The organism is Sapientia aquatica (assembly GCF_004358105.1).
Taxonomy (GTDB): domain Bacteria; phylum Pseudomonadota; class Gammaproteobacteria; order Burkholderiales; family Burkholderiaceae_D; genus Solimicrobium; species Solimicrobium aquaticum.
Genome location: NZ_SMYL01000005.1, coordinates 1 through 15,856, shown reverse-complemented (window position 1 = coordinate 15,856; position 15,856 = coordinate 1). Strand labels below are relative to the sequence as shown.

Genomic DNA, 15,856 nt, shown 5'->3' with positions numbered 1-15,856 from the left:
AGAATCTTGTTCTCGCGGTAACTTGGACGTTTGAAATAACGGCGTCAATTCCAACTGGCCGTGATTAGCGTCGCCCCACAATTTAAACTTTATTTTCAAACGAGGCGATTTTGACGCCTGGCCCGGTCGCGCCGTCAAAGCCAAGTTGCTCTAAAGTACTCATTTCTGCTTGCTCGGTCACGCCCTCGGCAAAGATTTGCATCCCTAAATTGTGCCCAATGCTGATTAAGCCTTTCAAAAACACTTGATTGCCGGAGTTATGAGCAATATCGCGGATAAAACTTGCATCCACTTTTAAATAATCCAATTTCAATTCTTGCAGCAAACCAATTTGACTAAATTGCCGTCCAAAATGCTCTAAGCCAACTTTGCAGCCGGTTTCTTTCATCTGCCGGACGAACTCGGTGAATGCCGCAATATGAGCAAAAGCGCCGTATTCTGGAAATTCAATCCAAAGCCGTTTGCTGGCTTTCGGATTGGCCAACAACATCGTGCGCACATAATTACAGAATGTCTCGTCCTCTAAGGAACGCGCCGATAAGTTAATTGCTAAACCTGCGATTTGGCGATTTGCATTCAGCTCCTCAATACCCAAAGTGAGCGCGGTGGTGTCCATGGTGGAACTCAAGCCCAAGCGCTCGGCGACCGGGAAAAACCGCCCTGCTGGCAACCATTCACCCGCCACGCGCATGCGCAGTGGACATTCGCTGTGCACCAATTGTTGATTGAAGTCGGTGACCGGAAAAGCGCCCAACTTAGTTTCTCGATTCTCAATCGCTTGATAGAGTAAGCGCAGCCATTGCTCATTGCTGCGCGGCGCATCGGCATTCACCACAACGCCCGCATCGCGGATACAATTAATTCCCTGTGCCTCAGCCGCCGCTAGCGCGGAATCAACCTGACTTAAAAGATTGGCAGAATTCAGACCGTAGCTGAACTGCCCCGCGCCGATATACGCAACCGTGCCCTGTTGAATGTAGGCGGAAGTTCCCACCACAAGTTGCTCAAGCAACTGATCAGAAATTGGATGCTGCTCGGTGAGGGGCAACAACACGCCAAAGTCTGCGCCATTCAAGCGAGCCGACAACGCGTTGGGGATTTTTTCTGTCGCGCGCAATAAAACTGCCGCGACTGCTTTGAGCATTTCGTCGGTTTGACTCCGACCCAAGCGCTTATTGATATCGGCTAAGTTGGCAATACGAATTAATAAGAGCGTTCCAGAATTAGCATCTTCCATTTCAAACAGCGCTTGCAACTGCGCCATGAAATAGCTGCGATTCGCCAAGCCAGTCAGGGAATCTGAATTCGCTTCCAAGCGCACCCGCTCTAGGCGAATTGCTTCTTCAGCGAACATCTTTTTCAACAGTAGAACGGTTGTATTCATGGCCGAAGTCAATTGACGCAATTCCGGCACATTGGATTCTGGCGTAGTAATGAAATGATGTTCCGTAATGGCCTGCGCTTGGGCGATCACTTCGTTGAGCGTTTTTTTCAGACGGCGCAAGACCAGCGTTCCTAACCAACCGCCCAAGAAGCTGCTGAAAAATAACGCCCCAACCATCGCCAGCGTTGATTCCCACAATGTTCGGTATGCAAATCGGGTATTACTAATAATAGTGACCTTGCCGACCTGATTCCAACCATTGCTGATTTGTGCTTCGCCGGGCAGCGAACGCAGCGGGACTAAATTTACAAACCACATTGGTGCATCATAGATTTCAGTATTGGCTTTACGTGCAACGACTTCCACCCCATGCGGATCCACCACACGAATTAATTCGTAATGACCGTTATCAAACATCGCGGCGACCGCCAATTTAATGTCGACCGGGTCCTGTCCATGCTGACCTAGCGACAACGCCAACGACGCCGCATTGTCGGAATTCTTAATGCGCAATTGATCTTCAAGATAGCCTCGCGCGCTATAGGTCGAGGCTAACAAACCTCCGGCCAAACTTAACGCTGCGGTTAGCAATAGCGAAAGCCATATTTGGCGATACATTGACATCGTCAACTCCTATTTATGATTCAGTTAATTCTAAATTTAGTTTAAAAACCTTCAGCATGGGCTCGCTGCAGCAAATCAGCCCAACGTGACAATCGCCCCACTCCGCCCGGCCCGACTGATGCGCTTCCCGTCACGCCGACAAAGACGCCCTCGCTATTAAAACTAAATATTGGTCGCAGGTCGGGACGTCTTGAAGCGGGTCGGATATCGGTAATTAAGTTATCGAGAATGAGCGGCTCCTCATCCGGCGTTGGGTAATACGCCAAAATCATGTGGGCCTGCTCAACTTGACTGTCAACTCGTCCGATGTGCGCTTTAACATATATTAAGCGAAGTTGCTTTTCAGGAACATTTAATTCACGCAATACAAAGTACTTCGCGATCACATAATCTTCACAATCCCCGCGCCCCTTTGAGAGCGACTCCATCGGCGTAGCCCAATAATCGTCTTGCCCCCACACATCAATGTCTTCGGCAAAAGTAATGTGGTGATTAAAGAACGTGTTCACCCGTTTTAATTTTTCATTAATCGGTAAATCCTTCGCCTCTTGCAGCAGGTTTTGCCACTCCGCCAAGGCCTGAGGCTTGCCACCCATGCGCTTAAAAGTTTGCTGAACCAGATTCATATCGAGCGCAAATGCCCATTGCGACGATTGCAAGCACCAAAGCGATAAGGCAACAATCGTCATTAATAGCAACAAAACCTTATTAATACGTTTGATCATTATTTATTGCGGGCTGAGTTGTATTTTCGCCTAGCGCCAAAGCTGATTGCAGCTAGCGTTAAACAGGAATCGGGAAGTTGCTGCCGCAACGGTGGCCTTAATTTTAGGATGTATAAAAAGTTTTGCTGAAATACTTTCCAGAACCACACAAGTTAAAATAAAGTAAAATTAATTCGCTAATTTTGTAAATTAAAGTTTCACTCAGGACACAAAAGAAAAAATAAATCTTAAATTATGAGAAAATGTTACACACATTACATTTGCATCAACAATTTGTTAACGCCTCACACGTTAGAACTATCAACTATTTCCTTTTGCTCAAAAGATTGTGTATATGCTGAAAAAAAAGAACTTGTTACTACTTAGCTTGCTCCCGGTTCTAGCTAACGCCCAAGTCACGACAGTGCAGCAAGCGGCGCAAGAGGCTGTGCTGACCAATCCAGAAGTTCAAATCAAATGGCATGCTTTTCAAGCAGCAAATGGTGAGCGCGATGTGGCATCGGGCGGCTATTTGCCCAAGGTCGATGTGCAAGCAGGTAGCAGTTATGAGATGCACAATGAACCGTTGCTACGCAACAACTATAATTCCCACTCGCAATCAATTACGTTGACGCAAATGTTGTACGACGGCTTCGCTACCAAAAATGAAGTCGCGCGGCTTGATCACAACCGCTTAGTCAAGCTGTACGACTTGTACGACGCAACTGAAACCACCACGCTTGAAGTTGTACGCGCTCATCTCGATGTGTTGCGCTACCGCAAATTAGTCGGCTTGGCCGAAGATAATTACGTACAACATCGCGCCCTATACGAACAACTACAAAGCAAAGCCAAAGCCGGTGTTGGCCGACGGGTTGACTTAGAACAATCATCAGCCCGCCTTGCGGTGGCAGAAGCCAACTTATTAACAGAAACATCCAATTTGCACGACGTTAGCGCACGTTATCAGCGTTTAGTTGGGCAACCACCAGGGCCAATGCTGGCTGAAACACGCGGACTAGACAAAGAAATTCCGCCAGAATTAAGCGCGGCAATCAGCACCTCAAATTCAAACAATCCAGCATTGTTGGCCGCAATCGAAAATATTCGCGCCGCCAATAGCGAAGCGAGTGGACGCAAAAGTGCCTTCCAACCGCGCGTTGATGTGCGCTTAAGTGGTCAGCACGGCACCAATATCAACAGCGAAATCGGTGAAACCAACGACAAATCGGCGCAAATCGTTTTGTCATGGAATATCTTTAATGGCTTTAGCGACCGCGCCAAATTGCATCAACTGGCCGATCAAATCAACGTAACCCGCGACTACCGCGATAAAGTGTGCCGAGACACGCGCCAAAACCTTGAAATTGCCTATAACGACAGACACAAAATCACTGAATTACTGACCTACCTCGATCAACATCAATTGTCGATCGAAAAAGCGCGCGATGCGTATCGCCAGCAGTTCAACATTGGTCAACGGACGTTGCTGGATTTATTGGATACCGAAAACGAGTTATTCCAAGCAAAGCGCTCCTACATTGAAGCGCAATACGATCAACAAATTGCGTTCGCACGAATGCAGGCTGGCATGGGCAATTTATTCCGAACATTAGGATTAACACGCCCCGATGCAGGCCCGCTGCCTAAGTTTGATGGCGACGACGAAACTCAAGCGGCCCATTGCCCAATCGAAGCGCCGCAAACTTATGTCACCAATAAAGAAGAGTTAAATCAACGCGCGATTGCATTGTTAAAAGATTCTGCTCCAGCGGCGGCGGCGACGGTTTCAGAGCGCGACAAAACGGCTGTTTCCCCGGCGCCAACTGCGGCCGCCGAAGTATCAACAGTCCCAGCGCAAAAAGCGATCGAAGGCATGATTTCTGTGTGGCGCAAATCGTGGGAAGGCAAAAATATTACAGCGTACTTAAATTGCTACAGCAGCACCTTTAAGGCGAGCATGGACAAAGATCACGACAAATGGAAGGAACGCCGCAATGCGCGCATATCCGAGAAAAAGTCCATTTCGGTCAAGATCAGCAATATTGAATTCACCTTCAAAGATGCCAACCATGCGGTAACGCAATTTCATCAAGAATACGTCAGTGACATTTACAGTGACCTAGTTGAAAAAACAATGGAATGGGAAAACATCAACGGTCGTTGGTTGATCGTGTCGGAAATTCCAGAAGCCCGATAAGCACTTCCCGGCCAAGCATAACCCTCCCGTTTTTGCTGCTAATCGCAGTAAAAACGGACTGCGTTACAAAACAAGTTTAAAAAATTCTTTCAGGCAATGATTTTTAGTACTTTTTGAACTACTATGTAAAAGCCATTCGGCGCGTCTTGGGCAAGATACGTCGGTAATGGCGGGTAAATTTATTAGCGTAGGTCGATTGCCATTAAAAACCTGTGATCTATTGGCGCAACGAACCGCCCAAGTTTAACCGCCGCATTCCATTGCAGGCTCATCGACTAGACCGGAAAAAGCAATGATAGTGAACGACACGCAACCACCGAACAATCCGACAGTGTCAAACCAAAGCACCCCACTCCATTCACGCATCGACATTGACTTACCCGAAGATCAACTGCACACCGATCCCCTGCTCGATTGCTTGGTGGAATTAACCCGCATTTATGGCCGACCAAATACCAAGGCTGCGCTATCGGCCGGATTGCCACTTTCTGCCCAAGGTTTAACGCCCGCGTTATTTACCCGCGCCGCGTCAAACGCAGGATTTTCCGCCAAGGTCGTGCGCCGCGAATTAACCAAAATCGATCCGGCATTATTACCAGCCATCCTGTTATTAAAAAACAATCAAGCCTGCGTTTTGCTGAGCTGGAATCCGGTGACTAGTAACGCTAAATTGCTGTTCCCCGATTCTGGGCAAGGCGAAGTTTTTTTACCTCTCGACGAATTAGAACAGCGTTACGAAGGCGTCACTCTGTTTTCACGTCCACGCTTTCGCTTCGATAACCGCACTCCGCCAATTAGCGACACACCACAAAAACATTGGTTTTGGGGCACGATACTCGATCAGGTTTCACTGTTCAAAGACATCATGGCGGCGGCTCTGTTGATCAATCTGTTCGGGATTGCGATGCCGTTGTTTTCGATGAATGTGTATGACCGCGTGGTGCCCAATTACGCGCTAGAGACGCTGTGGGTCTTTGCTGCTGGCATGACTTTGGTACTAATTTTGGATTACGTCATTCGCTTATTGCGTGGGCATTTTGTTGATTTAGCCAGCGCGCGGATTGATCTGAAATTATCGGCATTAATCATGGAGCGCGTCTTGGGAATGCGCTTATCGCAGCGCCCTGCTTCGGTTGGCGCGTTTGCGTCTAACTTGCGCTCGTTTGAAGTGGTGCGCGATTTTATCGCGTCAGCTACGGTGACGACCTTGATCGATTTACCGTTCGCGCTGGTGTTTTTAATCGTTATCGCATGGATTTCTTGGCCGCTGGTTTTCTTGCCGGTGTTAGGCATTTTGGCGGTGATTATGTATAGCTACGTGATTCAGCATCGCATGCGCGAATTGTCTGAAACCACCTTCTGCGCTTCGGCCTTACGCAATGCGACTTTGGTTGAAAGCTTGACCGCCTTGGAAACCATTAAAGCTAATGGCGCTGAGAGTCAGATGCAAGCCAAGTGGGAAAAAACTACCGCCTTCCTAGCCCGTGTCAGCGCTCAATTGCGCTTATTGTCGGCCACCAGTATGAACGGCGCATCAGCGATCCAGCAATTCGTCAACGTAGCAATTGTGGTCGCCGGCGTGTATCTGATTCACGAAAAAATGTTAACCATGGGCGGCTTAATTGCAGCCACGATGTTAGCGGGTCGCGCCATGGCACCGCTTGGTCAAGTGGTGGGCTTGTTGCTCCAATTTGAAAACGCTAAAAACTCGATGAATGCGCTCGAAGGCATCATGAATACGCCAAGCGAACGCAGCGATGAAGCGACTTTCGTTCATCGACCAGAAATTCGCGGCAATATCGAATTCAAAGACGTGCATTTCGCCTATCCGGGGCGTGAAGAAACCGCATTGCGGGGAGTGAGTTTTAGCGTTAAACCGGGCGAACATGTCGCCATTATTGGTCGAGTCGGTTCAGGTAAATCGACCATGCAAAAGTTGATACTCGGCTTATACGCTCCGACCAAAGGCGCTGTGCTACTGGACGGAATCGACTTGCGCCAACTCGATCCCGCTGATTTGCGCCGCAGTCTGGGCTATGTCGCGCAGGATTCAACCTTGTTTTATGGCACCTTGCGCGAAAACATTGCCATACGCGCCCCCTACGCCGATGACCGCGCATTGGTTGCGGCCGCCGAATTGGCAGGTTTAGCCGACTTTGTGAATAGCCATCCCGAAGGTTTCGACATGGTGGTCAGTGAACGTGGCGAATCCTTGTCTGGAGGCCAACGCCAAAGCATTGCGATTGCGCGCTCGGTGCTGCTCGACCCACCGATCATGTTGCTCGATGAACCGACTAGCGCAATGGATTTTATTTCTGAATCGCAGTTAAAAGAGCGTCTGGGCCAATTCGGCAGACATAAAACCATGATTATCGTCACGCATCGCTCGAGCCTCATGGATTTGGCCGACCGAATCATTGTGATGGATGGTGGATTAATCGTCGCCGATGGTCCCAAAGCGCAAATTATCGCTGCGCTGCAAGCTGGCAAAATCACGGGGGCGAAATGAGTAATTTCATTATGCGCTCTGGTGCTAAGCTCCTTCAGTTTGTGCGCTGGGTTACATCCAAGATGGAATTCGTTCGGGTTCGGCTAGATCGCGTTTTGGCGCCGTTTTTTGATCGTTGGAAGGAAAACGAACCGTCGTCTGAACGCGATTTTTTACAAGATGCCGACCGCGTCATTATCGAGCAAGAGCCGTTGCGTGCGCGCATTTTGTTGCGCGCCTTATGTGCTTCGTTTGTGCTGTTTATCATTTGGGCTGGCTTGGTCGATATCGATGAAATTACCCGCGGCGATGGCAAGGTGATTCCATCGCAACAGCTACAAGTTTTGCAAAGTTTAGACGGCGGAATTGTGTCGCAGATTCTGGTTAAGGAAGGCGATAGCGTCAATGTCGGACAAGTCTTGCTACAAGTCGATTCCACTCGCTTTGAAGCCTCGGTAAAAGAAAATCGCTCCGAATATTTATCGCTCTCAGCCAAAGCAGCCCGTTTACAGGCGATTCGGGAAGGTAAGCCATTTTCACCACCGGCGGACGTGATGTCGGAAGATCCAACCACCGTCGAACAAGAGCGGCAGTTATACAACTCGGCCAATTCAGAAGTTCAAACGCAAATCTCCATTGCACGTCAAGAATTGGAGCAACGTCGGCATGAATTAGCGGAAGCAATTTCTAAGCAAACGCAAAGTTCGCAGTCGTATGAATCGTCGCTAAAAGAATTAAATGTCACCAAGCCGTTATTAAATTCGGGTGCAGTATCCGAGATGGATTTACTGCGCTTGCAACGCGACGTGGATCGATATCGCAGCGAGCGCGACATCGCCAGTTCGCAAATCTCCCGCATGCGCGCCGCCGTCAACGAAGGCGAACGTAAAATTACCGAGGTCGAACTCAACTACCGCAATTTAGCCAGCAAGGAATTTTCCGAAACAATGGCTAAGCTCAATGCGTTAACCCAATCGAGCGCAGGCTTGAATGACAAAGTAAAGCAGTCGTCAATTCGTTCGCCAGTCAAAGGCACGATCAAACGCTTGCTGGTCAATACCGTGGGCGGGGTGGTACAGCCAGGGCGCGATATTGTTGAAGTGGTGCCAAGCGAAGGTAAATTGATCTTGGAAGCCAAAGTGCAGCCACGCGATATCGCTTTTTTACGCCAAGGACAAAAAGCGATGGTGAAGTTTACCGCGTATGATTTTTCGATCTATGGCGGCTTGGATGCCACCGTAGAATTAATCGGCGCGGATTCGGTGACTGATGATCATGGCAATACGTTTTATGTGGTGCGCGTGAGTACCACCAAAACCTTTTTAGCCAATAACCTGCCCATCATTCCCGGGATGGTGGCCGAGGTGGATATTATTACTGGTCGCAAAAGCATTCTCTCTTACTTGTTAAAGCCGGTATTACGGGCCAAACAAGCAGCCATGACGGAACGCTAAGAACTTATTTAAAGATTCGATTGTGACTACCAAAAAACATCTTTTTATTTCCGCCAACGCTGAGCTACTCGCTCGGTGGACGCAAGCTTTTCCGACCGCAGTTGGGATAACGGCAGCGGATTTACCAAAGCATGAACAAGTCGATTTTGTGTGGCTGCGACTACAAAATCCGGCTGAGGGAATTGCGGCGCCCCAACAAATTAACGCAGTACGCGAACACATTGGCGGCGCTGCGTTGATTGTATTGAGCGATATGCCCAATGACGACGATGCGATGCAAGCTTTTTCTAGCGCAGCCCGCGCTTACTGCAATAGCCATGCAGCGGCAGAAGTCTTGCAGCAGGTCGCGGTCGTGGTCGAACAAGGTGGTTTGTGGATCGGTGAATCGTTAATGTCGCGCTTATTGGTGGGAATTAATCAGGTCACGCCGTCTGTCACGCAGACTGAGGCAAATACTAAAGCAAGCGCGCCGGACAGCACTAAATGGCAAGACAAATTAACCGAACGTGAAATCGAGGTGGCAGCAGCCATCGCCGCGGGCGCGAGTAACAAGGAAGTCGCCCGTCAGCTAGCGATCACCGAACGTACCGTCAAAGCGCACGTTAGTGGATTATTTACCAAGCTAAATGTGCAAGATAGGTTGCAATTAGCCCTAAAAATTCGCGGCATGTCATCCTAACCACGTTTTATCCGCACTTTTTAGTCGCCCTACTGTACTTCGGTACAATATCTTCCCCTGTATTGCCCTGTTAAAGTTCTCCCACTCTTATCAAATGGCGTGAGGCTTAACCATGGCAACTTCAAACATCGTTTCTGGCACCGTAATCGGCACTGTTACCGCGATTCAAGGACAAGCATTTATTTTGCATCCGGATGGCACCAAGGTAGCGTTGAAATTGGGCGACGCGGTGCATGAAGGCGATGTGGTGGTGACTGCCGCTGGTTCTAGCGTTGAACTGAGTTTGCCGAACGGTCACAGCTTTATTGCTCATCAAAATGAGACGGTGACGCTGGATTCAGCCTTCCTTGCGAGCGACGCAACGGACGCGCAATCGTTAGCTCAGAATGCGGCCATTAGTGCGCAAAACGCCCAATTTGGAAATCAATTAAACGATGTTGGCAATCTGATCGCTGCTAACGCCAGTTTAGATCAATTATTAGCCGACCCAGCCGCTGCCGGTATTACCGGTGGCACCGACGACAATAGCTCGCACTCGTTTGTGCAGTTGTTACGAATTGTCGAAAATTACACCACCGCTAATTTTGCGACCTCCGGCGTAGTAACAGCAGCGCAATTTATTCCACCAACCAATGTGCCACATATCGGCGCGGTGACGGAACCAACGATTAGCATCAATCCGATACCAACGATTAACAATGCGATTGCCAACAGTGGTAATTCGATTGCCGTTACGGGAACTGTCAGCGCTAACGTGCCGGTTGGCGACACCGTTCGTATTATCGTTGATGGTCACACCTACACCGGATTCGTGCGTGCCGGCGGAACCTATAGCGTCGAAGTGCCAGCCAGTATTTTGGCCGGGGCGCAAAGCGACACAATTACCGCGAGCGTTGGCATCACGAATACTTCCGGCGGCATTATCAGCAGTGCCGCTACCCAAGGATATTCGGTCGAATTAGTGGCTCCGCCAGTGAGCGTGAGCATTAACGCCATTCCAACCATTAACGGCGCGCAAGCGGCGAGCAGCAATCCGATCAATGTTACCGGAACCGTTTCAAGCAACGTGCATGTGGGCGACACAGTTACCATCACGGTTGGCGGACAAACATATACAGGTACCGTTCAAACTGGCGGCACGTATAGCATTGGTGTGCCGGGCAACGTGTTAGCGAATGCCTCAACCGATTCGATTCACGCTAGCGTTTCATCCACGGATGCAGCGGGCAATATCGCCACCAGCACGGCAGATTTACCTTACACCGTTGAATTAGTTGCACCACCAGTTAGCGTCACAATTAACGCAATTCCAACCGTAAACGGCGCGGCTGCCGCTAGCAGTAATCCAATCAACGTCACCGGCACAGTGTCCAGCAATGTGCATGTGGGTGACACAGTCACCATCACAGTCGGCGGTCAATCCTACACAGGCACTGTTCAACCTGGCGGCACTTACAGCATTGGCGTGCCGGGCAATGTATTAGCGAATGCCCCTGCCGATTCGATTCACGCCACTGTTTCTTCGACCGATGCAGCCGGAAATACAGCGACAGCAAGCGCAGATTTGCCGTATTCGGTCGAGTTGGCATCGCTGCCAGTTAGCGTCTCAATCAATGCAATTCCGACTGTGAATGGCGCGCAAGCCGCTAGTAGCAATCCGATTAACGTCACCGGCACGGTTTCAGCGAATGTGCATGTGGGCGATACGGTTACTATTACTGTCGGTGGTCAGACCTACACTGGCGCAGTGCAAACTGGCGGAACCTACACCATCGGCGTGCCGGGCAATGTATTAGCGAGTGCGGCGACGGATTCGATTCATGCGTCTGTCTCTTCGACTGATGCCGCGGGCAATACCGCAACCGCTACCGCGGATTTACCTTACGCAGTTGAGTTGGTTGCGCCGCCTGTCAGTATTGCGATCAACGCAATTCCTGCCATTAATGGTGTCGAGGCCGCTAGCAGCAATCCAGTCGCAATTACCGGTACGGTTTCAAATACGGTGCAAGTTGGTTCGACCGTTACTCTGAGCGTAGGTGGACAGTCCTACACAGGTACGGTGCAACCGGGCGGCACGTACAGCATAGGCGTTCCGGGCAATGTGTTGGCGAATGCGCCCGTTGATTCCGTCCATGCGACCGTGACGGGCAATGATCCTGCAGGCAATCCGTATTCTGGTAGCACCGATGCGCCCTACTCCGTCAATGTTGATCTTCCTAACGTTGTAATCAATGGTGCAAATGCTGGTGGTCTGTTAATCGACGCTCCGGGCACGAGCACGGCGACCGCTTCAGTTGGCTTGAGCGCTGGCGATACGTCAATTTTAAATAATGGTGGAACGCTCACTATTACGGTCAATGATGCGGGCGCTACCCAAACATTAGCACTGCATTTGAATGCTGCTGGTCAGTTAGTGGATGGCACAGGAACAACTCCAAGCTCGGTTTCCTACAATGCTGCCACCGGCGTAGTAACCTTGACCGAGGCTGCACCGGGTAACGGCAATTCAATCGGCGTGACCGCTTCCGTCATCACGAGCTCGGGCGTTGCATCGACCTCAACGGCCACCGCAACCGAATACGTAACGACAGCACCTACCGTTTCCATCCCCGGTGCAACCGGTTCTGCGAGTGCGGGCGTTTTGGTCGAGCCTGCCACAGCGACAACGGTGTCAGCGTTGGTGGGCATCAATCCGACTAACGCGATTATTTTAAGTAACGGTGGCACGCTGAATGTGACTGTCAACGATGCCGGCACAGCGCAATCATTGGCATTACATTTAAATGCCGCTGGTCAGTTGGTTGATAGCACTGGCGTGACTCCTAGCTCGGTTTCGTACAACAGTGCAACTGGCGTGGTAACGCTCACCGAAGCCGCGCCGGGTAATGGCAATACGCTCAGTGTTTCAGCGGCGGTGGTCGATTCATTGGGTAATTCATCTAACGTGGTCAATACCAGCGCGACCGAATATGTAGTGAGCGCACCGACTGTGACCATCAATGGCGCAACGGCTGGTTCACCGTCTTTCTACAATGCAGCCAATGGCGCAAGCACAACGACTGCAACGGTTGGCATTAGCGCGTCGGACGCGGTGATTTTGGCTAACGGCGGCAATATCGTTATCAGCAATAATGGCGTGGCTGGCCCCGCCCTGCACTTAAACGGCACACAATTAGTTGACGCGAGCAACAATCCTGTCGGCACGTACAACAGCGCCACCAATACGATTACCGTCACGGAAGCATTACCAGCAGGTGGCAGCGGCTCGATGTTGATTTCTGCAGCCATTACTGATTCACTCGGTAACAGCGCTCAGGGCAGCGCGGCGACAACCGAATACAGCGCCACCATCACCGCGCCGACTGTTACCATTACTGGCGCAACGACTGGAACGCCGTCGTATTTTAACGATGCTTCTGGCGCAACTAGCACGACGGCTGTGATCGGCATTAGTCCAGCCGATGCAACGATTTTGGCCAATGGCGGCAATATCGTCATCGCCAATAACGGCGTCGCTGGCCCGACTTTGCATTTGAGCGGCGGTCAATTAGTCGATGCAAACAATAACCCCTATGGCAGCTACAACAGCAGCAATAACACGATTACCGTTTCAGAAAATTTACCAGCTGGCGGCAGCGGCACATTAGCGATTAGTGCAACGATTACCGATGCCTACAACCACTCCGCTAATGGCAGCGCCAGCACGATTGAATACACGGGCACAGAAACGCAGCCTATCGTCACCATCAACAGCGCAGTCAACGGATTTATCAGCAACGCCAGCGGCGCGACCACGACTACGGCGACTGTTAGCATTAGCCCAGCCGATGCGACCATTTTGGCAAACGGCGGCAATATCGTTATTAGCAATAACGGCGTAGCTGGCCCAAGCTTGCATTTGAATGGCACCCAATTAGTCGATAGCAATAACAATCCTGTGGGTGGCTACAACAGTGCCAATAACACGATCACGGTTACTGAAAATCTACCTGCTAGCGGCACTGGCCCGATTGTAATTTCCGCCACCATTACTGACGTGAACAACAATTCGCTGCAAGGCACTGCAAGCGCAACAGAATATGCTCCTGTGACCGACACGCCGAATGTGTCCATCGCTAATGGCGCGATTAACAGCAATGTTTTGTTGAACGCCTCCCTTAGCGGCAGCACTGTCGCGGCGACGATTACTTTAGATACCAACGGCCTAGCGGTATTGAATTCTGGCGGAACGGTCACTGCGACCCTGAACGACAACGGCGTGACTGAATCGGTCAGTCTCAAACTCAACAGCAGCGGTGTCTTAGTCGATGCTAACGGCAACACCAATTTCAGCTATAACCCAGCTACTGGTGCAATTACGTTCACCGAGGCAGCACCAGGTAACGGCAACACGTTAACTATTAGCTCTAGCATTACCGATGCAGCCGGTGCGAGTTCACCAACCCATACTGCGACGGGCACCGAATACACGCCCGTCACCGATGTTCCAAACGTAGCAGTTGCCAACGGCGCAGCCAATAGTGCGGTTTTATTGAATGCCACAACAACCGGCAACAGCGTGGCAGCCACAATCGCGTTGGACGCTAACGGACAAGCTGTATTGAACTCCGGTGGCACGTTGAATGCCAGCTTAAACGACAATGGCGTAACCGAATCAGTTAGCCTCAAGTTCAACAGTAGCGGCGTACTAGTGGATGCCAACGGCAACACAAATTTCAGTTACAACCCAGCTACTGGGACAATCACCTTTACCGAAGCGGCTCCGGGTAATGGCAACACATTAAGCATCACTGCCAGCTTGACCGATTTAGCCGGTACGACGTCAACATTCCATTCAGCCAGCGGCACTGAATACACCCCAGCGACGGATATTCCGGACGTAGCAATCGCGAATGGCGCTGCCAACAGCAATATTTTGTTGAATGCATCCACCACCGGCAGCACTGTCGCGGCAACGGTCACGTTAGATGCTAACGGCCAAGCCGTATTGAATTCCGGCGGAACTGTCATTGCCACCTTAAACGACAATGGCGTAACCGAGTCGGTTAGTTTAAAACTCAATGCCAGCGGCGTTTTAGTGGATGCCAACGGCAACACCAATTTCAGCTACAACCCAGCAACTGGCACCATCACGTTTGCCGAAGCAGCACCGGGCAATGGAAATAGCTTGACCATTACATCCAGCGTGACCGATGCAAATGGAGTCAATGCCGGCTCAAACACGTCCACCGCAACCGAATACACAGCATTGACCGACACACCAAACGTCTCAATCGCCAACGGCTCACCCAACAGCGCAACCTTGTTAAGCACAACCACCACCGGCAGCACGGTTGCGGCTAACGTCGTGTTAGACGCCAATGGACAAGCGGTACTCAATTCCGGTGGCAGCGTGCAAGTCACGCTCAACGACAATGGCGCAGTGGAAACCGTTAATTTGAAATTAAACGGTGTCGGCCAGTTAGTCGATTCCAACGGCAACACCAATTTCACCTACAACCCAGCCACCGGAGCGATCACATTCAATGTAGCAGCCCCGGGCAATGGCAATAGTTTGACGATTACGTCTGGCGAAACCGATGTTACAGGTCATAGCGGTAGCACGAATACGGCATCCGCGACCGAATACACACCAGTTGCGACTGGCGCGAATGCAGCATTGACGGTCGCGATTCCAGGAACCGTCGTCAACGGCGTAACAGAGATCAGCAGCGCATCGAGCACAACCAACAATGCGTCGGTCACCTTGACGCCAACCGGCATTGCCACTTTAGCGAGTGGCGGTAACGTGGTCTTGACGGTCACTGAAGGCACGAACTCGCCACAAACTGTGACCTTAAAATTAGATGCCCAAGGTCATTTGACCGACGGCACCAACACCTATACTTACAACAGCACAACAGGCGTTATTTCCCTGTCCGAAGCTTTACCGGGTAATGGTCAAACATTGACGATTTCGGCAGTTGAACACGATGTCACTGGCGCCGTTTCTGCTACCAGCACCGCTTCCGCGACCGAATACACACCCGTTGCGACTGGCGCAAATGCGGCCTTGACGGTCGCCATTCCAGGAACTGTGGTCAACGGCGTGACGGAAATTAGCAGTACATCGAGCACGACCAACAATGCGTCTGTAACCTTAACGCCAACTGGCATTGCGACCTTGGCCAGTGGCGGCAACGTGGTTTTGACTGTGACCGAAGGAGCGAACGCTCCACAAACTGTTACCTTGAAATTAGATGCCCAAGGTCATTTGACCGATGGCACCAACACCTATACTTACAACAGCGGCACCGGCGTTATTTCTCTGTCCGAACCTTTAC

General features: G+C 50.6%; 7 protein-coding genes. 5 read left to right on the top strand and 2 right to left on the bottom strand.

The window, feature by feature from the left end; genetic code table 11:
- Positions 1 to 82: 82 nt before the first annotated feature.
- Complete coding sequence (locus E2I14_RS11030) at positions 83 to 2,008, bottom strand: bifunctional diguanylate cyclase/phosphodiesterase (RefSeq protein ID WP_133328436.1); 1,926 nt, start codon at positions 2,006 to 2,008, stop codon at positions 83 to 85.
- Between the two features lie 41 nt (positions 2,009 to 2,049).
- Complete coding sequence (locus E2I14_RS11025) at positions 2,050 to 2,733, bottom strand: transglutaminase-like cysteine peptidase (RefSeq protein ID WP_227544714.1); 684 nt, start codon at positions 2,731 to 2,733, stop codon at positions 2,050 to 2,052.
- Positions 2,734 to 3,067: 334 nt separating this feature from the next.
- Between E2I14_RS11025 and E2I14_RS11020 the strand changes: the two genes are divergently transcribed.
- The 5 genes from E2I14_RS11020 to E2I14_RS11000 all read left to right on the top strand — a co-directional run.
- Positions 3,068 to 4,912 (top strand): TolC family outer membrane protein, encoded by a 1,845-nt coding sequence (locus E2I14_RS11020; protein WP_133328434.1) that lies wholly within the window; start codon positions 3,068 to 3,070, stop codon positions 4,910 to 4,912.
- A gap of 292 nt (positions 4,913 to 5,204) precedes the next feature.
- Positions 5,205 to 7,421: a type I secretion system permease/ATPase gene (locus E2I14_RS11015; protein ID WP_133328432.1), complete on the top strand. Its 2,217-nt coding sequence runs from the start codon at positions 5,205 to 5,207 to the stop codon at positions 7,419 to 7,421.
- Positions 7,418 to 8,854, top strand: coding sequence for an HlyD family type I secretion periplasmic adaptor subunit (locus tag E2I14_RS11010; RefSeq protein WP_227544713.1), 1,437 nt, complete (start codon positions 7,418 to 7,420; stop codon positions 8,852 to 8,854). Before E2I14_RS11015 ends, E2I14_RS11010 begins: the two co-directional genes overlap by 4 nt.
- Positions 8,855 to 8,876: 22 nt before the next feature.
- Positions 8,877 to 9,533: a response regulator transcription factor gene (locus E2I14_RS11005; protein WP_133328430.1), complete on the top strand. Its 657-nt coding sequence runs from the start codon at positions 8,877 to 8,879 to the stop codon at positions 9,531 to 9,533.
- Positions 9,534 to 9,645: 112 nt separating this feature from the next.
- A partial coding sequence (locus E2I14_RS11000) for a retention module-containing protein (protein WP_133328428.1) occupies positions 9,646 to 15,856 on the top strand: 6,211 nt, incomplete at its 3' end.